The following is a 23651-nucleotide window of genomic DNA, read 5'->3' as shown; positions in this document are numbered from 1 at the left end:
AGCCGATTGATGATAACGACATCAGAAAGTTGTGCGTCTTGCGCACCCTCAGCGTCCGCCAGTGCTCGGCGAGCCTGTCGGAGTTGGTCTTTAACCGCAGCATCGCCGGGCTCTTCATCCTCAGGCATAGGAGCGTCCTTCAGTGACAACGTTTCTAATGAAGGGGGTTCCCTCGTGTTGGTGGCGTTCGAACGCGGTCTCTGAAAGAATGTGGAGTTCGACAACAGGTCCGTATTCGAGCATCACATCGTAGGCGAGGTCACGGAGAGAATCAGCGGCGACATCCTGATTAGCGTCTTCGTTGAGGACGATGAGGACATCAACGTCGCTGGCAAGTCCACGAGTTTCGCCGCGGACTGTGGAACCGAAGACGTACAGTTCGGCGATTTCATCGCCATGTTCGGACCGCGCTTGATTGACGAACGCGTCCGCTGCGACGGCGTGGGCATTGGCCGACGTGACTCCGTTCGCGGTCTCGTTGCTCATATACTTGGTTACGTCCCTCGGTGTCATTTATTTTCCCCTGTTGGGCAGCCCTCAACTTTGAGCAATCTAATCACGATTGCAGTTTTACTTCACGTGGGAACATGAGGCTGCTATCTGTGCTTATGGTGACCGACACATCCTCTGTATGTGTCACGAACATCCTGTCAAGGTTTGATGAGTTCAACAGAGCCGAGTATTTCAAAGATCAAAGGCAGGATTCTACAGATCACCCGACACGCAGTCGTGTATTTTCGCACCTGTACACGGCGGAACAGCCAAACGACATCAGAAACTACACAACACTAAGAGATGACGTCCAGCATTGATTCCTCACGTTCTGTGGACGACGAAGTCCGCGAACTCTACGAACGATACCATTCTGCAGAGACCGACGAGGAACGCCGCGAAATTGCGCTTGAAATGGCGCGGCTTGACAGGCGTCGCCACGCAGATATCTATGCAGCCCTCGAAACCGAGTGAGCTCATCACCCCGCACGGTCCAGCCTCTTCTCTGCACTCATCCAATTAAAGTAAGATCGCTCCCTGTCTCTCTTCTTATCTCTTAGCGTGCTTCTCGAGGAACGTCTCGACGAGCTCGCCATCCGGATTGTACTCGATTCCTGACTCGAGATTCAGCAGCACTTTCGCAGCTAAAATATAGGCCTCTTCAGTCGAGATTCCATACATTTTGCCGAGCTCTTTCATACTCCCGTGAACCCCCTCCGGAATATCCGCATTTGGACGCGTCATGTAACGTTCTAAGACTGTCTACAACCAGTACAAAAGTATTGGGTCATCTCACCCATCAACCGTTTGAAAATTGGCCAAAATCTACTAATAATATAGTGCCGACCGATTAGATAGAACCCGACATAATGTCTAGGAAAATGGCCTTTAGATTGACTGAAAAGCACGAATCTGAAATATCGGACACAGATTCACCGGCTGTCAAATCGCCCATGTCACATATCTTGAAATATGGTTGCCACACTCTGGTCACTGCTGGATTAATCATCGTCACGATGAGTACGACTGCTGCTGCCCAGGAGGGCGTCGGCAGTGGCATCTGTGGAACCCCACTGGCCGAGACGATTAATCAAGCAGCCCCACTGGTCGTAGGCACGCTCATGATTGGAGCCGCGATTTTGTCGTATATCCTCCATACCGCAGCTGCGTTCCCGAAGGACCCGCAGTCAGTTCAGACGTTCAAAAATTGGCGCAACAGAGCCGGTATGAGTGCGGTGACAACGCCACTGTTTGCCGTCGTCATCGAGATGTTTATTGGCTTCACTGGGACGTCGACGGCTGAGTGTGTCAGTATCGTTCCCTTCTTCTGAGGGACCTCGCACGGAGTCTCCCTTCTATGACACACAACGTACGTCTCTCAGTGTTGGTTGTATTGACGCTCATCGTGAGCTCTGGGACCGTTCCTATCCTCGCCGTCGCCTCTACAAGTGATGCGCAACTCGGAACCACTCCCCACCAACTGTCCGGTGATGAGGACAACGATGATGCCAACGATGCAGACTACTGTAGCGGCATCAACCCCGTCAGTGGACAGGTCTGCAACGGCTTCATTGATGCAATTCGAGCTATCGCACAGGCCTACCTTGAATTCGCTCGCGACGTCGCTGAATGGTCGATTGAGTTCCTCGTCTCTCGGCCGGTCCCCCTCCAAAATGGTGAGATGGAACTCGTCGACCGACCCACGAACGCCCCGATGGGGACGGCCTACGATATGTGGTTCACAAAAGGGCTACCTATCGGTCTTGCCCTGTGGGGCTTTGGGATGGTCCTCTTGCGTCTCACGACAATCCTCCCTGGTGGCTCGGCTGCAGCCCACCGGAGCAAAACACTTCAACAAAAGGGTTGGTTTGGGTTGTTCTTCATCCTCGCCTCGTGGATCTGGGCTGCCGTCGTCTTGCATCTCTCGCAGGGCATGATCCTCGCGGTTGCCCCCGATGGTGCCGACCTCGTAGCCGACCTCGGATCGATTGGTGGGAACAGTGCCGCCGCAGGCCTTGGCATCATCCTCGTATGGTTGTCGTCGGGTGTGCTGTTCCTCCTGATCGCACTCGTGTTTGGCCTCTCGTGGGTGTCGGTGTTCATTTTCGCCCCGGCACTCCCGATTTTCATCGCCCTCTCGNGTGCTGTTCCTCCTGATCGCACTCGTGTTTGGCCTCTCGTGGGTGTCGGTGTTCATTTTCGCCCCGGCACTCCCGATTTTCATCGCCCTCTCGTTGATCGATTTCGGCCCACTGAGCATCGTTTCGAAGGTTGGCCAAATTGGGCGTGACCTGTTCGTCACCGTCGCGTTCTTACCCTTCCCGACAGCACTCGTGTTGGGCTTTGGGTATCCCATCATCAACGCCGCCCGGAGTGCCATGCCCGGTCCAGCGTCGATTGTCCCCGGCCTCGGTGTCTATGCGCTGTTGACGCTCTGTCTGTGGGTGATTGCACTCTTATCACCGATTATGCTGTTCGTCGGCATGCGTTCGATTCGTCCGTTTTCGTCGATGGCCGCCGGCGTTCTCGGTGCTGTGTCGGCGACAACTTTGGCGAGTGCGTCGAGTAAGGTGGGGAAAGCAAGTAGTGCAGCAACGAGTGCCGCGAGTTCAGCTGCCTCCAGCCCGCGTGTAGATCCGATCGTTGGCTCGCCGTTCTCCAGTGATAACACGAGTTCGACTGCATCAAGTGCAGTTGGGGCGCTGGGCACCCCTTCAGGTGGGCTTACTCGGAGTGGTTCTGGAACGGCGAGTATGGGTGCTTCGAGGGGCTTCTTTAGCGACTCGCGTATCCCCTCCAGTATATCTCTCAATAAGGTCGCAACACGATCTGAGTTGGATAATGAACAGGAGTACCGTGCGGGGTACTTCCTCCCCAACGGCGATTTCAAAGGAGTGGGTGGTACGAGTTCGAACCGTGATTGGACTCTGGACAAAGGTTACCAACGGTTCGACAAAGCATACTCGGACAAGACAATTCTTCTTCAGGGTGCAGAGGACGAACAATTCTATGATGTACGTGAAGCCGTAGAAAGTGAACGCTACGGTGGCCCGTACTCGTACGCTCAACAGACTACTGAGAGTCGAGAAACGGTCTTCAACACGCGGGGGCAGAACGAATGAGCCACCGCGACACGCCTCGACGGATCCTTGATGAGTTCGGGACGAGTGACGAGATCTTCGGCATCGAAATCGACTACAGTCTCAACGACCTGAAGCTATTCCTCCCAGCTGGGGTTGTCTGTGGATTCATTCTGCTTGCAACCCCTCAGTGGCTGAACATCGGGGGTCTCCTCGCGACGATTGGAATCCTGCTGTTGACCGCTGGGTTCATCTTCGTGACGCCGTCTCACAAGTCGCCACAGCAGTGGTTGGCGGATATGATTATGTTTTCACGAGCAGAGCACACTAAAACGACAGTCGCTGAAACCCCCGCCAAACAGACCGACTCACTCACGCAAGTCAAGCGCTTTCTGCCAGTCTCGAATCTGGTCGAGCGCACCGATGGTCATCTCGTCGCCGCACTTCGTGTGAGTCCAGCTAATCTCTCACTCGCTACTGATAGAGAGTGGGAGACGATGGCCAACTCCTTCGGAAGTGTGCTGAACGCACTGGACTTTGATTTCCAGATTCACTCGACTGCCCGTCCCGTTGAACCTGATCGAATCACTGCTGGCTATCGTGAACGGCTAGACGATTCCGACGTCGTCGACAACCCAGCTCTTGGAGACATAATTCGTGTCTATCGTGAGCGGTTCCCGGCGGAGTTCGAGAGCCGTGGCACCTGTGTCCGGGAGTATCACATACTAATCCCCGTCAGCATCCGTGAAGTACAACTTGCTGACCGTGGTGCACTGGCGAAACTGTGTGATGTCCCCGTAATTGGTGGATTCATTCGGGTGTTTGGAGCCGAAAGCACTCAGCTCACACACGAGGAAATCCGCGAGCGACAAAAAGAAGAACTGGGACGTCGCCTCCGTACGCTCGAGAGCGGTATCCGTGACCTCGAAGGCTGTGACGCTGAACGTGTTTCGGCCGACGAACTCTCGGCACTACTCGAAGAGTACTGGAGTGGCGAACGCACCCACTACGGACCGAGTGCAGGCCAACGAAATGAGCGGGTTCGTTCGATTCCCGTCGTGACTGGCGACGATTCGGGGAGGTTCTGAAGATGCTCAAAACCCTCATCGAGCGGTTCACCAGTCTCGAAGCCAACGATACTGAGGACGATCAGATTCGAGTACACGCCCAAAACGTTGCACCCTCTAGCATCAAACTCGAATCCGACATCACACAGACGGGCGAGCGCTGGGCGAAGACGCTGTTCTTCGCGGACTTCCCGGCAGCAGCAACGCCCGGGTTACTCGATATGCTCACGACACACCCGAGTGCTGATATCGACATCTCCATTCACGCCAGTCCTCGTGAGTCGGAGCAGGCAATCAGGCAATTCGAGCGAGCAATCACGGATCTCGATGCAACAAGGCGAGAGAAAGAGCAGCGTGGCGGTGCCTCACTGGGGGCGACCCAACGCCGACTCCAAGAGCACAAAGAGGTCCTTGCCCAACTCACCGATGGCTCACAGCGGGTCTTCGAGGTCGCGGTCTACCTCACTATTCGTGGGGACACGAACAAGGAGGTCAAAGAGACGACCAACCGTCTTCAGTCGGAGTTGATGAAGAAGCGTCTGGTCACGAAATCTGTCGATTACACTCAGGACGAAGGCCTTGTGAGCAACAGTCCGATTGCAAAGGACACGCTCAAACAGACGACACCGATGTTAGGCAAAGCTGCTGGTGCGTTGTTCCCCTTCTCTGCGAGTACCCTCATCGAAGAAAGTGGTGTACTCGTCGGCTATCACGCCACGACCGACGCCCCGGTCGTCATGGACCGATTCGACAGGCAGAACGGCTACAATATCCTCACTGCAGCGAAGATTGGGTCGGGGAAATCGTTCGGGACGAAGCTCCTGAACCTACGCCAACTCGCAAAGGACCCCGACACGATCCTCATCATGATCGACCCATTGGAGGGCTTCCGCAGTCTCTCCGATGCCCTCGATGGCGAACACATCGTGGTTGGTGGGTCTCGAGGGTTGAACCCACTCGAAATCAGGGAAACACCAGCACACGTCCTGCGTGACGTCCCCGACATCGACCCATTCAGTCAGCGTTTCAGCAGTGTCATGGGGTTCTTCGATACGTTCTTCGCTCACGTCGGCAACGGCCTCGACAAGAAAGAACGCGCCGTCCTCGGGACCACTGTTCGAGAAGCTTACCGCCGCAACGGAATCACGTCAGACCCCTCGACACACGGCAATGCGAGTCCGACGATTCGCGATGTGATTTCGATTCTCGCCGAGATTGCAGAGGACGCAGCAGCGTTCCTCGACTCGGTCGATACAGACGCGGCTGACCCAACCAAATTGGAAGTCGAGAAGTGGCAAGAACGCGCTGCCGATCTCCGAATGGCGATGCGCCCATTCATGGGCAATGGCGAGTTTTCGAACCTAGCCGGAGAGACCGAGGTCAACATTTCCGGTGAGAAGGTTGTCTACCTTGACCTCCAGCAAGGTGAGGCGGACCGTGAAATTGCGTTGATGATGCAGTTGCTCTTCGAAAATGTCTACCAGCGAGCCAAGGAGACAGACAAGCGCGTCATCCTCGCTGTTGATGAGGCGCATTATCTCATGGAACACGAAGGCAGTCTGCAGTGGCTCGACCGTGCTACGAGACACTCCCGTCACTATAACTTGAGCATCCACCTCATCACCCAGGAACTCAAGGACTTCTTCATCCACCCACGAGCGGAGACCATCGCCAACAACTGTTCGATGAAGATTCTCTATCGGCTTCCCGGCCTGTCCGAAGAGAATCGCGCGAAACTCGGATTGACGTCTCGTGAGGCAGAGTTCATCCGTAACGCAAAACCCGGCGACCGAGACCGTGGGTATAGCCACGCACTTGTTTCGGTTGAGGATGAGGGAACCTTCCCGGTCAAAGTAACCGCGCTAGAGGAAGAGGCACAACTCATCGAGACTCCCGACCACACTCAAAACGACGGTCACGGGGTGTAGCTATGCCGGACGATAATCCCCCGCCAGACTACGAAATGCTCGAATCATTTCAGCAGGCTCTGGGGAGAGAGAGTTCTCACTGTGAAGCCTGCGGGAGGGTTGTCGATGGCAACGACATTGGAGATTTTAACATCCTTCTATTGGATGGTAACGTCTTCACCGTCGAGAATCACGTAGTCCTCTGCCGTGACTGCGAAGAGCGTGATGATTGGAAGGAAGCCGTCCGAAAGAAGCGTGCAGCAGAGCAACCACAGCCACCCACCTCACTTCGCGGTAAGGCCAGAAACCTGCCCAACACTATCCACGATTACCTCACCGATCCAACAGCACGTTTTCTCTTCGCCCGTCGCCTCGGGGTTCTCGCACTCCTTCTCGTCGGGATACTTCTACTCCTCCCCCCGATTGCTGCAGTCGTCGGTACTCTGTTCGTTTCCCCAGACACGGGTATGCAATGGTTCGACCAGTCGATTACAGCGATCACTGCAGTACGCTACACGTCCATATCCACACTCGCGTGGGCGTTCACCGGCCTCTTCGGAATAGTCTACTTCACCCATATTGCTGAGCGTGAGCGCAACGACCCCACGGGCTGGGCTGGCGAGTGGAATCCGCCGAAGTGGTACGCTCTCGCCGTCTACACTGCTATCGGCTTGTACGGTGCAGTTATGCTCATCCTCGTTGCGGTCGGCGATGCACCTGCTGGGCGACAGTTTGGGGCGGGAATCCTCTGGTTCGTTGGGTCGCTGGGCATCGCCTACCAAATCAAAGACGCACTCAGATTAGACCTCGTGCGGATGGTCTGGGAACCACGACGTGAGTTGTGGGAGTTCCCGACGCGGTATGGGTTCGTACTTGCACTCACAGCCGTTGCTGTCGGTCCCCCTGCTTCGTTGCCGATGTTCACGACACCACTCCTCACAGCACTCACACCGACCGTGAGTACCGCCTACATTATCGCACGGTTACCCCACGACCGGGTGTTTCGAGACAAATGTATCGACGCACAGGACCGCCTGCTTGAGATTTTTCGTATTCGCGACAATGACGACAACTAATCCAGTCAGCCAACCGTACCACCCAGACAGTCACACCGCCGGAGACTCCATCCAGAGAGGTATCCTCGAATGACCCGTGAGTACATTCGAGTCACCCCGACCTCTGAGACACTCCAGACCAACAGGATTCCCCCCGCTCTTGAGAGTCTGCACAAGCTCACAGCCGAGCAGCCCTCGCTTACACAGCGGCTAAACCCGCTGCATTCGAGTCCGCTACCGACGTTTGAGTTCCTCGTTTTGAGTGAAGGGACCGATGAGCCAGTTGAGTTCTACTACGGTGCCGATACTCATCTCGACACACTCGAAGAACGGCTTACACGGATCTACCCGTCATCGTTCGATCTCTCGCGGGAGTCTTTCGATGTTGAGTCGAAACTCGTCTCGGACGACACAGCGCACGACGATCTTTCGCCACGAGGCGTGCGGTGGAAGGGGTCGAGCATGCGGAAGGATGACTGGATGATGCTGCTCACTCGGAACGATTCCGAGTCACCGCTCGTAGACGATACCCTACCACTCCCACTCGTTTCCCTCGTCGACGAACTCGCAGACGTCGAAGCCCCAATCGCCTTCCAGGTTCTCTTTCAGCGCAAGCCTGATTGGTCACCCAAAGCCGAGAATCGGAAGCTCAACCTCCAGAACCAGACGGATACCTGGATAGACAAAGCCGTCAGCACCGTCTTTACCGACACGCGAACGTTGGCTGAGAAACAACAGCACCTGAGCGATGCCACAACCCAACGGCTCGAAGAACTCGGTGGCAAGAACCCACGTCGTACATTCACTGTCAATCTCCGGGCAGTCGCCGTTCCGCCGACCGACACAGATGAATCGGTGGTTGATGCCCAACTCGATGACCTGAAAACGGTCTTCGACTCGATTGGTGGGGAGTTCTACGAGGTGGAGCGTGAACGCCTCCGAGACAATGGCCGCCGGGAAACAACGAAACAGAAACACGCACGCAACACGTTCGACCGACTGCTCAATCGAGACATCGAGACGAAACGAGGACAAACCACACCACATTTCATTTGTAATGGCCGTGAACTTGCACAGTTCATCACCATCCCGTCTGGTAACGAGCTGAGCATCGAAGGCGTACGACGAACGCGCTCTGAACAGGAGAGTCAGAGTTCGCTGCCTTTGCCACACCACGACCACATGGCGAGGTTGCGCGAGGGGATGACGATTGGGTATCCCGTCGACGAAAACGGCACGCCCGAAGACGAACCGGTGTGTATCCCGCCTTCTTCGCTGGTCACCCACTATCTTCGAGCTGCAACCACGGGTGGCGGGAAATCAAAAGCCCTGCTCAACGACATCCTTTCGGCGTATTCTAACACCGATGGCCCAGTCATCGTCCTCGACCACAAGGGCGACGGGCTTGCTGAGAACTATATGCGAGCTCATGGGCGGCGCTTCGGGATGGACGATCTCGAGGAGAACGTGCTGTATTTTCCAGTCCCTGAGATCTTGCCTGGGTTTTCGTTTTTCGACCTCCGACCGGCGCTCTCGCGTGGCGTACGACGGATTGACGCGGTCAAGCGCAAGGCCGACCAGTACCAGCAAATCCTCGAACTCGTCGTGGGGAAAGACGTCGTTCGGAGCGCAACTACCACTCCAATCCTCATCCAGTCACTCATCACTGCGCTGTTCGACGAGGAATACGGCCGTGAGAATGGCACGTACCGAGAACATACAGATTACTTCGGTCACGAACAACTCGAACATGTCTCGGACCAACTCAGAGCAGCCGGCCCACCTCATCCGAACGAGGACGCCCTCCCAAAGACGACCGACGTTGCCGCTCGGCGTGAGCTCCGTCGGAGGGTCTCGATGGATCAGACCACATTCTCGAACGTCCTTGATGGGCTGACCAATCGTCTTGGGTACGTCACGTTGAACCCCAACCTTCGGCGGATTTTTGATAATACCGCTCAGCAATTCGACTTCAGAAATATCCTCGATAGTAACCAGGTCATCCTGTTCGACCTTGGGGGGCTAAGCGACGAGTCGGCGAAAATCCTGACCGGACTCATCCTCACGATGTTAGAAGACGCGTTGCGGACCCACGAGGACGACCTGACCCAACGCCCCGACGACTACGTCGTCAACCTCATGATCGACGAGGCAGCGTCTGTGGCCGCCTCTCCGGTCCTCAACAATCTCCTCGAGAAAGGCCGCAGCTTCCGGCTCTCAGTTGGACTGGCGATGCAGTTCCCCGAACAGATGCAAGCCGAGGGTGGCCGACGCCTCTATCTCAACTTGCTCAACAACATCGGGACCTTGCTCGTCGGGAAGATCAAGGTCGATCGCGAGTTGGCGAATGCGATGGCCTTCGAGGAGTTATCCCCCGAAGAATTCGCCAATCGGATTGGGTCGCTCCCACGTGGTGAGTGGATTGCCCAGCTGCCGAGCCCGACGTTCGGCAAGACGGGTCCGTATCCGTTCAACATCGAACCACTCCCAATTCCAGCGGGGCATCCCGAGAGTGAGTCGCCGCTTTCAGCACATGAAGAACAGCGATTACAAGATGCGCTCTCTCGGGTGTACGAGCGGACGCAGCAAGAGTTCGGCGTTCCCCGAGACACAAGCGATCCAACGGCGAGGACGCCCGATGAATTAGGCGAGTTGCTTGATGTCCACACCGGTGACTTGGACGTCGCTATCGCGAAGACCGTCCGAAGTGTGCAACTCCGCCATGGCGTCCGTGACGATAACGAATGGGTGAGTGTCGAGACGGTCGACGAGACATTCCGAGAGTTGTACGAGCGAGTCGACGCAGAGCCACCCGCTTACGAGGAACTCACGGAGATTCGCAAGCGGTCGCGACTGCTTGACACCACAGTCGATATCGACGCGGACGAACTCATCGTCCGACTTACAGAGGCAGGGGAAACAGAGGCAGAACCAGATACAGGCGAGGTGCGATCTGCTGGTGGACAGGACCACGACGATGCACTCCTCGAAATCGAACAGGCGTTGTCACCGCTGGGATTCACCGTCTCGATTCTCACCCAAGACGGCAGTGAGAAACCGGACGCGAGAGCCACCCATCCAGACCTCGAAGCTCCGCTCGCAATTGAGGTCGAGACGACAACCCCAAAGAACCCAGCGAAGGTACTCACGAACCTCCAGAAGGCTCAAGAGGAGAACGCGGTTCCGCTCTTTGTCGTCCGCCCCGGCGAAACAGAGACCTACTGGGCCGAGCGGCTAGACCGAGTCCTCTCGTCTCCGATTCGTGAACTTGCAAACGGGGAGACCCGATTCTACACCCACGATGTCCCGCTCACGTTCAACGGGGGAGCAACCGAGCTTGGTGGTGTAACCGCTGTTCGCCCAGTGAGCGGGAGTGACGACTCGAAGCGCTCTGTATGGGTAAAAGAGAGAGGTCAGATTGTTTTCCGAGATGGAACTGGGACAGAGCATCTTCGTGTCTCTACGTGGGACGAAGTGACCAAAGACCGCGTGCCAGCAACCTACAGCTACGACCGTCCGGTCGAAGAGTATCTCGTCTATGAGCGTGGGGAGATTCACGCCTATGAGTCAAAGGACGCCTTTGAGGCAGAGTGGGTGAAAATCAACAAGCCGTTCATCCCAGCAGAGGAGTTACTGAACCCGACGTACGACACGGACAGTTACGTAGTCGTCATTCTCCGTGAAAATGATGAGCCGGTCGTCTATGATGGAGATTCGACGATGTCACTCGAAACGCTCCTTGTGAGTACCGAGCAGTCAGATACTTCGTCTGAAGAGATTCCGAATTCTGACTGGAAGAGCGATCCTGATGCTGTTGTCGAGCAGTTCGTATCTGAATGGATAGTCGAAAAGGAGGGTAATTCGGTCCCTGCTGCAGACGTCTATTCGACATATGATGCGTGGGCCAACCAACACGAGATCAATCCTGATTCACCGAGTTGGTTCAGCCGACGCCTCAGTAATCAGATAGTATTTGAACGGACAACTGAGCGCCATGACGGGGAGGCGATTCGGTGCTACAAGGGTATTTCACTCGCAAATCGGATTGTCGACGATGAATTCTGAAATCGGGGAGTGTACGCCTTCAAACACCACTGTATCGCATTTTACGATGGCGTTACAGCAACCGACGGTTTCGATTCGTGAGAATCTGCAAAAACGCAAGACTGCGTCGTGTTACGGCAAAAACGAGAATGCCGTAACACTGCCCCTCGCTCAAGAAAATGCCGTACATGGCGTACGCAGAGAACCCAGCGCCTCTATCGCTCATTTGGGGATTCTGTTACGGCAAAAAGCAACTAGTATAGATGGGGGGTATGCCGGTGCAAGTGAGCGAAGCGAACGCGGGGAGATTTTTTCTGGCGCCAAAAGGGGCGCGGCCACCAAGGAACTGAACCAATGACGAAAGAAACTACCACATTCGTGACACAGGAGAATCTCCCAGCAGAACTCATCGAACAAGACCAATGGGTATGCTGGCGAAGTGAGAAACGAGACGGGAAGCAAACAAAGATTCCAGTGGTCCCTGGAGAAGGTTCGTTCGCATCATCGACGGATCCAGACACATGGTCAGATTTCGAAACAGCACTCGACTTCGTGACCAATGAGAGAGCGGATGGAATCGGCTTCGTGTTCACCCAAGACGACCCAATCGTCGGCGTCGACTTAGACGATTGCCGAGACCCAGAGACTGGTGACGTCGACGAGGACGCACAGGACATCATCGAGCGACTCGATTCCTACACAGAAATTTCACCCTCGGGAACGGGCTATCACGTGCTCATCAACGGAGACCTCCCCGAAGGTCGGAACCGACGTGGGCATATCGAACTGTATGACACTGCACGATTCTTCACCGTCACCGGTGACCGCGTCGGCAACACGCCCGGACACGTCAAACGCCGACAAGACGCGCTCGAAGCGATTCATCGTGAATACGTCCAACTCCTCTCAGAGAACAAAGAACCCAAACGTAACGAACGTACGAGCGTCAGGGACGATACTAGCACTGCGACCACACCTGCAGTCTCCCTCGAAGACAACGAGTTACTGAAGAAAGCAAAGAACGCCTCGAACGGCCCCAAGTTCGAACGCCTGTGGAACGGGAACACCGCTGGCTACGATAGCAACTCGGAAGCAGACATGGCGCTGTGTTGTCTGTTGGCCTTCTGGACTGGGGGAGACACGGCACAGATGGACACGTTGTTTCGACAGTCGGGACTTCTTCGAGCGAAATGGGACGAAGTGCACTACGCCGATGGGTCGACGTACGGCGAGAAAACCATTGAGCGGGCAATCGAGGCGACGTCGGAGTACTACGACCCCAGTCCCAGGAACGAATCGACGCAGGCGAAGCTTGAAACAGAGCCTGGGACCGCCGACGTGGATACTGACGAACCGGACCGTCGCAACGCCTATCTCATCGAGAAGAACCAGTTGCTGTCTACCCGTGTGAGCGAACTCGAGACGATGATTGAACATAAAGACGAGCGTATCTCAGAACTCGAGGCCAAGGTTGAGGACCTCAGTGCAGAGCTTTCGGCACGTAGTGACGAGGGTGATCGTGAACAAGGACAACAAACCGGCGGCACCAAAGACAACTCAGACAACACGTCGCTACTCAGCCGAACAAGACGCTTGTTCAGCGGAAATTCCGAGTAGCATCTGATAGCCGTCTCTGTTTTGTAGCCCCGTCAGGGGTGACGGGGCAACTTGTGTGCCCTGAAGAAAACCTATGCATTCTGAGCAACAGCAACATGCACGTAGCAACGAGAGACCGCTGAGTAGTTCGAGTCGACCCAACTCTCCGTGGTCAAACCTCCAACTGACTGTCCCAAACAACCGCCACCACACTTCGATTGTCGCGTTCGTCGAGTGCGCCCTCGTCGAACTCACTCACGAGGACGTTGGTGCTGAGTACGTCTCATCGAACGTGTGGGGAACAAAACGAACAGTTCATCGCAACTGATGACGTTGCAGAGACGTTCTGCAAGCGTCATTACGACGAGCGTCTCGGGTGGCACGAGACGACAGTCAGCCGGGAATCCGTACGCAACGAGTTAATCGACCGACTTTCGCGGACGGGTTCGCTCGCGACCGACCGTAGTCACAGCGTTCCTGTTGAGTCGCCCGACGTGTTCAGTGTGAAGCCGGTGCAGCAACTCTACAATCGGCAATCTTAACCAACGATAGCGACATCATCTCGATTCTGTTGGTTAAGACGACCATATCACTGTGTTCTGTTGAACTCCTCTGGCTGTGACACGAACTGCACGCAACATACAGAGCGTGTAGTCAGCACGGCGATTCTGTTGCTTTCAGCTATTCGCTGCTATATCAACTGCTCACTGTGTCTGCGTACTTAGCAGCTGATTCCTCGAATTACTTGACCTTAGATAGCAAGTCAAGCATCTCTTGTTCGTACATTCCGCCGGTGGAGATATCAAAATCAGGTGGGTCGAAATCCATTATTCCGGCGTCAAAACCGTCTGTAAGCTGTTCGTTCAACCGCTCCTCGCTTTCCGGATACACTCCCCCCATCGAATAGAACACGTTCCCCTCAGTAAACCAGTCAATGTAGATCCCCCGGAAATCTATATCTACCTCGTTCTCAATCTCTTCTTCTGCGTTCTCCGCAATCGAACTTAGTGAAAGACTGAAATAATACTCTGAGATTGAAGCCGTGGCCCCAGTAGCGGTAGTCAACGTGGTCTGTAAATCCCATTTCCAGCTGAAAGCTGTCGAAAGCCCGTCTCCAATCACGGGGACCAGACCTACGAGAAAACCTGCTCCTTCACTCACGGCTTTACGGTGCCATTCTCCGCTGAATTCGAGTTTGCCGTCTAAGACGTTTTTCTCCATGAACTGTTCGAAAACATGCTCAGTGGTTGAATCGATGTCTGAGGCTACTTCAGCTCCCTCTCCTTCTTTCCAGATACGTTTCGCGTCTTCGTCGTCGGTCGTGACTCGAGCAGCCCATATATGCTTGAGAGGCCTGACCCCTTCGAACGGTGTCTCCTCTTCGATTGCATCCCGCACAGCGGCTCCGTGGAACGCACTCATACCCCAACTGGTTTTCCGCTTGTTTTCGATATGCTCAGAATCCTCAAACTCAGGGAGCTCAGGACTGGTTGAAGACTTCTCCCAGTCGTACGAATTCAGGTGATCTTCCGGTATCTTGGGCGGACGACCTGTGACAGAGTTAGCAGAAACTGCTGTAGAGAGTAATGGGGGTAGAGCAAAGGTGCAGCTAGAACGGATGAACTGTCTCCGTCTCATACCAATTTGATAGATTGTCAAGAGTTTAGTTGTACTGGTCAATCCACAGTTTGAATTCTGCACGACTGCTGGAATCTATCACCGGTTGAGGATTTCAACAGTCACTAATTTGGGTTGATAACACGGGATTGTCTCTTACCCAATCCAGAGCAGTTCAGCCGCTGCAATCGCGACGGTGACAGCTGTCAGAACTAATATAACGATGGTCAGGTAGTTTGTCGCACGCTGCTGGCGGAGCGTAGCAGTCGTAGCGCGGACATTGATTTTGTCTTGGATGTAATTCGAAACCTCGTCCAACTTAGAACCGATCCGCTCAACGTCCGACGATATTTGTTCGCTCAGTGTAGCCAACTGCTGGTCGTAGATATCCAGGAGAGAGTTTACAGGAGATCCCTGTGTTATCTCATTAATTTTCACAGACTCGACTTGCTGCCTATGTGAGCGTTGAAGAGGGGGTCTCGACTTCAGATCCGCAATTTCGTCGACTGTCTTAGTGTATCGGTTGGTCCACGTCTCCCGTATGTCGTCTAACTCGTTCTCGATTTCCAGTACCTCTTGGAACTGATTTGACTCACTCGAACCATTTCGCATTAGCCCCTCAATGCCGTGCGTCTCTCGGTCTAACTCAGCGAGGAGGCCTACGCGGTGATTGAACCACAAATATGTTCGAAGGTATTCGCGAAGAGGCCTAAGCCGGCGAAGCCATGTCGGCTCGAAACCTGACTCGGAAGACGGTGGAGAAGTCAAATTGAATACAGTCAATTTTCCCCAAGGAAATGCTGTACCTTGTGGTGTGACCAAGTCTTCTTCATTGAGTAGTGATTGTGGGTGATCGACGACGTAGTGAATCTTCCTTAATTCTTCTCTGTTTTCCTCGAGAAACTGGGCCAACAACTTTTCTGAAACTTCTCCATCGTCTCCTGTTACCGGCTGCGATTCTGCCGGCTCAACGTAGAATTGGACCGTTTGACGGTTGAACCCGGTCGGCGCAACTGTGGGGATTCTTTTTGCTATCCCAGTTAGCTTCTCAGCAAGATCGTCGATGAAATACTGAGTTCTGCTCGGTTCCTTCTGTTCAATCTCCTTGATTTGCTCTTCATTCAATTCGGCGACTGTTACAGTATCGACAAGGTGCCGAGTTTCGAAGCTGACGAACGTTTTCACAGACTCGAATGTGCCAAATTCGTTATCAGAGGTGTGTAGTTTACCTTCGAATCGATATCGCTCCCACTGCTGTCCCCCGAGAACACTCTCTCCAAATTGCTTCCCCTCATCATTGTACAACCTTTGGAGTCTGCTCAAGAGCAAGTCGCCCTTTGACTCATGGCAAAGATCATAACGAATCATTGCAGCAGTTTTAATCTCCATTTGATACTGGTTTGATTATCGTCTCACCTAAGTACTATTCCTGCTGGAATTCCGCAAAACGTGAAATACCCTTTCTATACTGACCGATTAGAGTCGCTGAAATCATACGCCGAACCAGTGACCGATACGCGCCCTGTATTCAGCACGCTCTCGACAAACTATCTGCGACTGAAGGCTTCAACAGAGCCCAACACCCGGTTTTTCAGGGACGAACAGTACATGACGATTGTATTGATTCGTGTTCTCGTCCTGTTCTCCTTCAAGAATCTCATATTGAGCCAGCAACTGTTACCCAAACACTCTTTACTGATTCGCTGCAAACTGTAATCAGTACAGAGAACCCATGTCACGTACCTCAAAGCAGAACACAGGTGACATCGTCCGTGACTTCCTCTCGGTCGCGGACCTCCTCGAAGAGCCACAGCTGGCTCAGTTGTATGCATATCTCGCTCGCAATGAGGAGACCCCAGTCAAAGACGTGATGGACGCCCTCGGTCTCGCACAGGGGACAGCCTACACCTACGTCAATCGGCTCGTTGACGCTGGTGTTGTCGAGGTTGTCCGTGATGAGCAACCCCGGATGTACGCTGCCCGTCCGATTAATCTGACCGTGACCGCTGATGGTGACCGTGAGTATACGATTACGCCGGCGCTGATCGATGCGGTCGGCCGCCGTGAGACCAACGGCGACATCGACACGTACATCGACCGTCATGGGGTGGCTGGCCTCGCGACGGCACTCTCCTACGCCGTCGCCCGTGAGCGTGGCGAGGTGACGCACCGCCTGATGGCCCGTGATCTCGACATTTCGCCGCTTGCGGCCGAAATCGTCCTTCAGGCACTCCGACCCGTGGTCCTCGAACATTTCGACGTCGAAGTGTCGGGTGCGTCACTCGCGGATATCGAGGGCGTTGACGAGGACGTCGACGACGCGTGACTGCGATCCACATCGCAGATACCGGCCTGTTCGTATCGATGGGTCAGCCATCGAACCCTCGGTATCTGGCAGTTCGTCGGTTTGCAAGGCGCAACGGCATCACGTTTGTCCTCCCTGAACGAGTGTACGGGGAGCTGACTGTCAACGCTCCTGATGTTGAGACACCGCCAATCGACACGGCAATTGAGGAAGGATGGGCGCGGGTTGCAGCGCCACTGAAGTATTCGCACGGAGTCGTCTCACGGACGATGGACGGCGTCCAGCGGTACATCGCAAATGCGGATGATCGCCCGGCTGACGAAATCGAGCGTGCCGACCCAGCGTTGGCAGGCGTCGCCGCCCAGGCATTCGTCGAAGGAACTGCAGACCAGGCGTATATTTATACGACCGATACGGCTGCCGGAAAAGGAGCTGAGGCCGTCTTGGCCAGTGAGGGCTATGGCGATTCGGTGACGTATGTGAACGGCTTCCGGTTCGTTGATGACTTGCTCGAGTAGTTGGCTTGCAAGCAAGTGGCGTCCTTATCGATCGTAGTAAATGTTGGATCAAGTCTCGTTTACCTGAAGCCAGGACAGAGTGTCTCAAAGAATCTCAGACGCTTGCTATTCTGTGGGTGATAGAACTCGTACTGACCAGAACCTGCTACTGGTCGGTCGCTGCACCTGTCTTTCAGTCGAGATCGGAGAGATGGACTCGAAGCTGGTCGCCATGTTCGAGGTATGCAGGCGGATTCTCAAGCCGAAGAAGAATTGTGTCGCCACCTGCGTCAACAACCTGTGCAGTGAGTTCTCGACTGGAGACTGCCGACTCGATACTCCCAAGACGTTCCTCAATCGCTGCGAGTGACTGTTCGACAGTCTGTGTTTCAGTTGTCTCAGTGTCTGCAAGCGAATTCGGTTCGGGGTTCATCTCCATCGGCGCTTTTGGAGTCGCGTCAGCTTTCGTCTCGTGAGCACCGTTTGACAGCTGTGATCCCGGTCGTGGTGGGATTTGTGTGCGGAGTTGTTCGAGGTCTAACCCTTCGGCGGTGAGGTCAACATCGTCACAACGGGTTGTGATGGGCAGCGAGTATTCGAGTTCAGTCGAGCCGTTGGTGAGTACCGACCCATTGGTCGTGGCTGTTGCCCGTACCCGACGAGTTGTCTGGTCTGTCACCCACGGTGGTGGTGTCCAGCCAGCGTCATCCAATAGCGTATAGCAGTCAGTATCGTCGGTGGCCCACACGAAACTGTCGTACTTGTCTTTGTACTGGGTTGCAGCGAAACCTTGTTGATGCGTGATAATCGTCTGGATGGGCGCAAATGCGTCGACAACGGCGTCGATGGTGTCTGTTGTAGGGTGGTTGCTGAATGTGAAGTGGTGCGTCGTGCAGGTGGCACTCGACAGTGGGTCGCTCGGGCCGCTCGTAAGTTGGACAAGCGTTGCACCGGGGTCATCGCGAATCGAGTCGAAGAGTCGCTTCGAGCTGCCACCGACTGGGACTTCTGGGCCGGCAATCGTGACACCACCCGCTGTGAGAACGTCGGTCGGAGAACTAAACTCCGGACTCGTAGTAACGTTCGGGACAGTGTATCCGAGACTATCATAGAGTTTTGCTGCGTGTCCAACGAGAGTGATTGAAAGCGGGTCGTCCCATTGGTCTGTGAGGTGACCGAGGAGATAGGCGGTCTGTACCCCAGTCAGACCACTCGCAGTAGCAAGAATAGTTGACCCAGCACGCGCTCGTTCGAGAATCGTCCCAATCGCGTCGGTCAGTGTTGGTTCAAACTCGTCGTTCGTTGCCGCCGTCAGGACGAGTGTGTCGACTTCGACGGGGAGGTCGAGGTCGAATCCAGGGTAACCAGCTGCCCGTCGCGTCGTGAAATCGCCAGTGACGAGAATCGTTCGTCGCACGTCGTCGTCGGTGACTTCGAAGAGGAAGCCTGTCGCACCTGGAGTGTGACCTGCCGGAATGGGGTGGACGCGAAGTCCCGGCACAATCTGTGTCCACGAGGTGATCGGTTCGAGGCGATTGAGGACTTCTTCGGTCTGTGTAAAACCGTGGTGTTCACGGCCCGTTTCGAGGACGTCTTCGAGAATTCGAGCAGTCCCATCCCCAGTGTATATCGGGGGTCCATGACCGAGATTCGTCCCCAGAGACTGGTAGTGGTCAAGATGTGCGTGCGTCAAACAAATTGCGGTGAGATACTCCCCGGCGTCTTCGTCGAGGAGCGTGGTCGTATCGACATCTGCTCCAGCATCAACGAGCACACAGACGGTCTGGTCGGAGAGGAGTCCGTCGAACCGGAGGATGAGCGACTCACGACCGGAATGTGGATTCGCATGCTGAAACTGGATGTGCATTAATGTCCAGTCCTACAAAGGGACGGCCCATATATCATTCCACAATTGACGGAAGAAAAGAACCATATGAAGACAGATACAGTTGGCGTGGCGCGACTGCGATCATGAGTTCAACATCCTGAAAGCCCCCGGACGCTCGACGACCGCGACTCGCTGCGCGCCTCGTCCCTGCGGTGCTTGCGTCGTCGGGGCACGTCGAGTGTCCGGCCCCTTTCGATCCCACCCGTGGCCTGTTGTGGAGTCAGCGATGTACGTCGGCAGTCAGGTGTGGTACGAACGGCACGCCCCGCTCGCCGCCCTGTGCCCTCCGTGCTCACGACTCGCGTTGCTCGCTGTTCGCGACGAGTCGCTTCTGGTAGTCGCGTCTCGCGTCACTCGCACCTTCCCGGTGCGCCAGCACCAAGCGCGCTGTCGGTCACGACGCCCTCGCAGACTCGGTCGTCGGACGCGAAACCGGCTTGTGCGCTGGCCGCTCGCTCCGGGCAGGTCGGGTCGCGCGGTGCTGGATGTTATTCCATCGTCGAGCGCACGCCTTCCGCGCCCCGGTGGCGCGCGTGAAGGCGCGAAAGGCGTGCGCAGAATGAGTTGGTTGTCGTCAGTGAGAGAGCAACGGCTGGAGAGTCGTGGTGTCGGAAGAAGACGCTGAGTAGGCGCCTTCAGGTTAACGCCAATGAGTACTAAGAAGCAAATCGGTAATGAAGTTTCGCACTACGAACACCCCCGAGCAGTCGTCGACGACGTGGTTGATGAGACGCCTGAACTCCACCCCACGGTTGAACTCGAAATCCAAGCCAAAGTTGACCTGAATAACCCAGAAGCGGTTGGACGGGGACTGACCCTCGCAGAAGAAGAGCGGATGGAAGCACGCGAGTGGGAGATTGAACGGACGAAAACCCGGTGGGACCGGAGGCAAACGTCGAACCGGGAGGAGCGGACGGCGGCGACAGTAGAGCGGATGAGCGTCGAAGCAACGAGGGATTTCAAGAAGCGCGCTGGCTGTGTGAATCGGTGGGCAGACCCCGACGAGGCAGACCCGCGTGAGCAACTTTCGAGAGAAGAATTGGGCGAAGTGAACCGAGAGGCAGCTCGAATGCAAGCGAAGCTCGAAGGATGGTCGAGAGCGGCGATTAGTCGGCGGTTGGCCGAGAAGGTCGCAGATGGGAAGTCGATGATGAGCGCGGTGGTGGGTGCTTTCGAAGAGTTGCAGCAGGCACCGGGACGGGTGATTCCGATTGCGGCGGTCAGCGAGGTCACTCGTCGAGAGGTGTCTATCTCTGGAACGGTGACGCAGTTGTGGGAGTCGTCGAATTCGGCGATTCAGCAGGTGGGACTCATCGAGGACGAGACTGGGAGAACAAAATTCACTGTCTGGGCGAAGTCGAGAAAACCGGTTGTGAGAGAAGGCGAGCGTGTGACGATGCGGAACGTCGCGAAGAGTTGGTACGGTGGACGCGTCTCGGTGGCTGTGACGGGGTGGTCCGAGCTAAGTTTCCCAGAGCGCGAGGCGTGGTGGGCTGAGTAGGCGACACAGGCGACTGTTTTCTTTTTGAGTCCCCACTCTCCCGGCCCCTCCTCCCCACCCACCGCTCCGTGCTCGCGCCGGCGACGTCGTCGCCGCCGACGCTGTGCGCGCAGCCACGACCTCATTGACTCGTACTACTGGCTCTGTTGAAGCCCCCAGTAGCTGAATAGTTTGTCGAGAGCGTGCTGAATACAGAGTGCAAGTCGGTCAGTTCGTAATTCGAGGACTGAGAATGATTTTTGTTAGTCTGTGAACGATTTGACAATCGTGACTACAACCAATCCATTAGAGCAACGACAATTTGTGGGGTTGCTCATAGGATTACTCGCTCTCGGAATTCTTCTCTTGATTGGGAGTTTGCCGGGTTCTCCACTTCGGAGTGGAAATCTTGAACTGGTCGTGATTTTTAGTCTCCCTCTGCTGATTGCGCTAATCACATATCTTCGGTTTGCGCCGTCTGCCATCTGGTGGGAAATTGTTCTATTAGGTATCTGGGGAATCTTCGGATTAGCCGTGGCCGCATTTATCGGATTTTTATTGACGATGGATGCAACTGGCGGCTATCCCGGTGCGAGAATTGAACTCTTACAGGACATTACCCGATTCGTTGCAATGACTGTCGGGGTGGGCCTTCCGTATGGGTTGGCAGGAATGTTCCGGGAGGAGAAACCTCGAATAGCCGTCTTGAGCGTACTTCTTGCCCCAATAGCCCTGATCATTCTAGTCAGCGTCACCAGCTCTCTCTTATGACCAGTAACGGTGAACTCACTGTCTGTGTGTTGCACACCACATCTGATAGCGTTCGGTGAGGTCTCTGTAGTCGTGCTGAACTCAGAGCGCGTGTGTATCAGGACTCCTCCACGTACTGCTGAACTTCGAAGTTGTTCGGACGTTCGTGGCTCACACCGTGAATGAGGGGCTCGAAATCACCGCCTTCATTTGGGTTTTCCAAGACCTCCTCCATCATCGCGTCTTCGACATCGTGCAACGGGTGTGTCGAGGCACCCCGAGCGTCAATGAGTTGTTCCATCGAATCTGCTTCGAGATACCAGACGAAATAGTCCCCATCCTCAGCGTGTTCGATAAACAACGATATTGTGTGGAGGCTTTCTTCTGACCAGATCTCCCTTACTCCTTGGCTGTCAGCTTCGGCTTTGTTATCCATTTTCGAAATCCACTCGCGGAGCCGTTCGGTTTTGCCGGGGCGAATCTTTTGCTTTCGGATGAAAATTTCGGCCATCAGGAAAAGAATCAGTCCAGCGAGACGATAGTTGTTATGGGGTGATACATTCACCCTATGAGTGTTGCACGCACCTTCTGACACCACTCGGAGAGGTTTCTGCGGCCGTGCTGAATAGAGAGCGCAAGTCGGTCATCTGAAGGCTGAATATTATCAACGCACAGACCCTATTAAGGTCCGTAAATGGATTCATATCCCCGCTTCATTCTCATCGCTGCAGTAAGCCTCCTGATTGGAATTCCTATCTGGATGGCAATTTTCACACCAGAGGCGCTCTCTATTTCACTATTCACTAGTTTGGGATTCTGGATACCGATAGCCCTCCTACTACTCGTAATGGTGTTCGGGTTCTGGATAGGTCAGCGGTCAAAAATCGCTTAATTCGCTCTTCTTCAGACGATTGCATGTCAAGAGTATTACCGGGTATTGGTTCAACAACCATCCGCTGACGCGAATGTTAGAGGACTGCGACATACACCCTTGTATGTTGCACGACGGTTCTGACAGCGTTCGGTGAGGTTTATGTGAGCGTGCTGAACTCAGGGCGCGAGTCGGTCAAGCAGTGTTTGTCTGTGGACGTGACTCTGAAGTGTAGAATACGTATAGTAAGTAACTTACAGCGACACAGGCTCCCCAGAGCGATGGGAGTTGACTCGGCATCGGTATTCCAATTGACACAGATTTTGCACCAAGGATGGTCAGAGACGCTGTGAGAACGTAGAGAAGACCGGCAACTGCGAGGGTTTTCAGTAGTCGAAGTACGGACGAACCCATACCGTACAAAACCAATCAATGCGCAAGTATTTTTCGCACCCATTGACATAACAGGATAGTCTGAGGGTGAAGCCTTCGTGCGAGATGAACCCTCTGTATGCTGCACGCCTTTTCTGATAGCGTTTGGTAAGGTTTCTGCAGTCGTACTGAATACAGAGTGAAGTCGGTCAGCGATACCTCCCGAACACCGTCACGATGATACCAATCCCAATGAGAAAAACCGAAGGGAGAATTACGTTGGCAACCCCCTGGGTTGTCGCAATTGAACCAGCAATAAGCCCTAATCCGATGAGTAGAACACCAACAGATTCTGTCCGATTCATATCTATTGATCTGTCTTTTCCAGACATGGCAAATTCATCTTTTGTCTTACCCAGACTTTTTGTTGGGCTACCGTTCTGAACTTCCGCTTTCGCTTTCATCTGCGCTCTCGTATCCCTCACGTATCCAACGAAGGAGATACCTTCCGAAGAAAGCAAAGAAGCCTAATAAGAACAAGCGCTCATGTGTAGCAGATTGTTGATTTCAGAGAGTCGCTTTGACAGCGTGTTTGAGTGCTTCTCGACCGGGTTTTCTGAAGAGTTCGCT

21 protein-coding genes are annotated in these 23651 nt (G+C 54.6%); 13 read left to right on the top strand and 8 right to left on the bottom strand.

From position 1 onward, the window contains the following. Positions 1-120: 120 nt before the first annotated feature. Entirely contained in the window at positions 121-486 is a 366-nt protein-coding gene (locus C457_RS10760) for a nucleotidyltransferase domain-containing protein (RefSeq protein ID WP_049913530.1), read from the bottom strand. Positions 487-825: 339 nt separating this feature from the next. Here C457_RS10760 and C457_RS20440 point away from each other — a divergent pair, with 339 nt between their 5' ends. Then, positions 826-966, top strand: a complete 141-nt coding sequence (locus C457_RS20440; protein WP_162471388.1) for a hypothetical protein — start codon at positions 826-828, stop codon at positions 964-966. A gap of 75 nt (positions 967-1041) precedes the next feature. On the opposite strand, the gene C457_RS20060 is transcribed toward C457_RS20440, so the two are convergent. Next, a complete protein-coding gene (locus C457_RS20060) occupies positions 1042-1236 on the bottom strand; it encodes a hypothetical protein (protein ID WP_152419997.1) in 195 nt (64 codons plus the stop codon). Between the two features lie 125 nt (positions 1237-1361). On the opposite strand from C457_RS20060, the gene C457_RS20920 reads away from it, so the two are divergent. Continuing rightward, positions 1362-1823: a hypothetical protein gene (locus C457_RS20920; protein WP_239640748.1), complete on the top strand. Its 462-nt coding sequence runs from the start codon at positions 1362-1364 to the stop codon at positions 1821-1823. A gap of 26 nt (positions 1824-1849) precedes the next feature. Then, positions 1850-2782 carry a hypothetical protein gene (locus C457_RS20915; RefSeq protein WP_239640747.1) on the top strand — a complete coding sequence of 311 codons (933 nt, stop codon included), beginning with the start codon at positions 1850-1852 and terminating at the stop codon, positions 2780-2782. Positions 2783-2908: 126 nt separating this feature from the next. On the opposite strand, the gene C457_RS21165 is transcribed toward C457_RS20915, so the two are convergent. Then, a complete protein-coding gene (locus C457_RS21165; RefSeq protein WP_394295176.1) occupies positions 2909-3304 on the bottom strand; it encodes a hypothetical protein in 396 nt (131 codons plus the stop codon). A 306-nt stretch (positions 3305-3610) separates the two neighbouring features. Between C457_RS21165 and C457_RS10745 the strand changes: the two genes are divergently transcribed. The 6 genes from C457_RS10745 to C457_RS10725 all read left to right on the top strand — a co-directional run bounded on the left by C457_RS10745 (position 3611) and on the right by C457_RS10725 (position 13262). After that, a complete protein-coding gene (locus C457_RS10745) occupies positions 3611-4660 on the top strand; it encodes a hypothetical protein (protein ID WP_008094508.1) in 1050 nt (349 codons plus the stop codon). A 2-nt stretch (positions 4661-4662) separates the two neighbouring features. After that, positions 4663-6567, top strand: coding sequence for a VirB4 family type IV secretion system protein (locus C457_RS10740; RefSeq protein WP_008094506.1), 1905 nt, complete (start codon positions 4663-4665; stop codon positions 6565-6567). A 2-nt stretch (positions 6568-6569) separates the two neighbouring features. Continuing rightward, complete coding sequence (locus C457_RS10735; protein ID WP_008094504.1) at positions 6570-7622, top strand: hypothetical protein; 1053 nt, start codon at positions 6570-6572, stop codon at positions 7620-7622. Positions 7623-7691: 69 nt separating this feature from the next. Next, positions 7692-11666 (top strand): ATP-binding protein, encoded by a 3975-nt coding sequence (locus C457_RS10730; RefSeq protein WP_008094503.1) that lies wholly within the window; start codon positions 7692-7694, stop codon positions 11664-11666. Beyond that, positions 11656-12003, top strand: a complete 348-nt coding sequence (locus C457_RS20055) for a hypothetical protein (protein WP_152419996.1) — start codon at positions 11656-11658, stop codon at positions 12001-12003. The genes C457_RS10730 and C457_RS20055 overlap by 11 nt, the downstream gene beginning before the upstream one ends. Beyond that, a complete protein-coding gene (locus C457_RS10725) occupies positions 12000-13262 on the top strand; it encodes a phage NrS-1 polymerase family protein (RefSeq protein ID WP_049913528.1) in 1263 nt (420 codons plus the stop codon). Before C457_RS20055 ends, C457_RS10725 begins: the two co-directional genes overlap by 4 nt. Before the next feature lie 720 nt (positions 13263-13982). Here C457_RS10725 and C457_RS10720 read toward each other — a convergent pair. Further along, positions 13983-14663 carry a hypothetical protein gene (locus C457_RS10720; RefSeq protein ID WP_008094501.1) on the bottom strand — a complete coding sequence of 227 codons (681 nt, stop codon included), beginning with the start codon at positions 14661-14663 and terminating at the stop codon, positions 13983-13985. A 351-nt stretch (positions 14664-15014) separates the two neighbouring features. Beyond that, positions 15015-16181, bottom strand: a complete 1167-nt coding sequence (locus C457_RS10715; RefSeq protein WP_161611442.1) for a hypothetical protein — start codon at positions 16179-16181, stop codon at positions 15015-15017. A gap of 409 nt (positions 16182-16590) precedes the next feature. Here C457_RS10715 and C457_RS10710 point away from each other — a divergent pair, with 409 nt between their 5' ends. Further along, positions 16591-17184: a winged helix-turn-helix domain-containing protein gene (locus C457_RS10710; RefSeq protein WP_049913526.1), complete on the top strand. Its 594-nt coding sequence runs from the start codon at positions 16591-16593 to the stop codon at positions 17182-17184. Beyond that, positions 17181-17681, top strand: coding sequence for a hypothetical protein (locus tag C457_RS10705; protein ID WP_008094493.1), 501 nt, complete (start codon positions 17181-17183; stop codon positions 17679-17681). The genes C457_RS10710 and C457_RS10705 overlap by 4 nt, the downstream gene beginning before the upstream one ends. 172 nt (positions 17682-17853) lie before the next feature. On the opposite strand, the gene C457_RS19585 is transcribed toward C457_RS10705, so the two are convergent. Beyond that, the gene (locus tag C457_RS19585; protein WP_008094491.1) at positions 17854-19527 is read right to left on the bottom strand and encodes an MBL fold metallo-hydrolase; all 1674 of its coding nucleotides are present in this window, start codon (positions 19525-19527) and stop codon (positions 17854-17856) included. Positions 19528-20197: 670 nt separating this feature from the next. On the opposite strand from C457_RS19585, the gene C457_RS10695 reads away from it, so the two are divergent. Together C457_RS10695 and C457_RS20050 are read left to right on the top strand one after the other, a co-directional pair. Then, on the top strand, positions 20198-21049 hold the full coding sequence (locus tag C457_RS10695; protein WP_008094489.1) for a hypothetical protein: 852 nt from the start codon (positions 20198-20200) through the stop codon (positions 21047-21049). A gap of 267 nt (positions 21050-21316) precedes the next feature. After that, positions 21317-21799: a hypothetical protein gene (locus C457_RS20050; RefSeq protein ID WP_152419995.1), complete on the top strand. Its 483-nt coding sequence runs from the start codon at positions 21317-21319 to the stop codon at positions 21797-21799. Between the two features lie 97 nt (positions 21800-21896). Here C457_RS20050 and C457_RS10690 read toward each other — a convergent pair whose 3' ends face one another. Next, complete coding sequence (locus C457_RS10690; RefSeq protein ID WP_008094488.1) at positions 21897-22289, bottom strand: DUF6176 family protein; 393 nt, start codon at positions 22287-22289, stop codon at positions 21897-21899. Positions 22290-23230: 941 nt separating this feature from the next. Continuing rightward, positions 23231-23485, bottom strand: coding sequence for a hypothetical protein (locus C457_RS20045; protein WP_152419994.1), 255 nt, complete (start codon positions 23483-23485; stop codon positions 23231-23233). Positions 23486-23651: the final 166 nt, after the last annotated feature.

Source organism: Haloferax prahovense DSM 18310 (genome assembly GCF_000336815.1).
GTDB classification, from domain to species: domain Archaea; phylum Halobacteriota; class Halobacteria; order Halobacteriales; family Haloferacaceae; genus Haloferax; species Haloferax prahovense.
The sequence above is the reverse complement of the archived record's forward strand: the minus strand, read 5'-3'. Positions and strand labels throughout refer to the sequence as shown.

Coding starts and splice junctions, on each gene's coding strand:
- C457_RS10760 (WP_049913530.1), bottom strand. CDS start 486: ATGAGCAACGAGACCGCGAACGGAGTCACGTCGGCCAATGCCCACGCC.
- C457_RS20060 (WP_152419997.1), bottom strand. CDS start 1,236: ATGACGCGTCCAAATGCGGATATTCCGGAGGGGGTTCACGGGAGTATG.
- C457_RS20920 (WP_239640748.1), top strand. CDS start 1,362: ATGTCTAGGAAAATGGCCTTTAGATTGACTGAAAAGCACGAATCTGAA.
- C457_RS10745 (WP_008094508.1), top strand. CDS start 3,611: ATGAGCCACCGCGACACGCCTCGACGGATCCTTGATGAGTTCGGGACG.
- C457_RS10740 (WP_008094506.1), top strand. CDS start 4,663: ATGCTCAAAACCCTCATCGAGCGGTTCACCAGTCTCGAAGCCAACGAT.
- C457_RS10735 (WP_008094504.1), top strand. CDS start 6,570: ATGCCGGACGATAATCCCCCGCCAGACTACGAAATGCTCGAATCATTT.
- C457_RS10730 (WP_008094503.1), top strand. CDS start 7,692: ATGACCCGTGAGTACATTCGAGTCACCCCGACCTCTGAGACACTCCAG.
- C457_RS20055 (WP_152419996.1), top strand. CDS start 11,656: ATGAATTCTGAAATCGGGGAGTGTACGCCTTCAAACACCACTGTATCG.
- C457_RS10725 (WP_049913528.1), top strand. CDS start 12,000: ATGACGAAAGAAACTACCACATTCGTGACACAGGAGAATCTCCCAGCA.
- C457_RS10720 (WP_008094501.1), bottom strand. CDS start 14,663: ATGAGTGCGTTCCACGGAGCCGCTGTGCGGGATGCAATCGAAGAGGAG.
- C457_RS10710 (WP_049913526.1), top strand. CDS start 16,591: ATGTCACGTACCTCAAAGCAGAACACAGGTGACATCGTCCGTGACTTC.
- C457_RS19585 (WP_008094491.1), bottom strand. CDS start 19,527: ATGCACATCCAGTTTCAGCATGCGAATCCACATTCCGGTCGTGAGTCG.
- C457_RS10695 (WP_008094489.1), top strand. CDS start 20,198: ATGAGTACTAAGAAGCAAATCGGTAATGAAGTTTCGCACTACGAACAC.
- C457_RS10690 (WP_008094488.1), bottom strand. CDS start 22,289: ATGGCCGAAATTTTCATCCGAAAGCAAAAGATTCGCCCCGGCAAAACC.
- C457_RS20045 (WP_152419994.1), bottom strand. CDS start 23,485: ATGAAAGCGAAAGCGGAAGTTCAGAACGGTAGCCCAACAAAAAGTCTG.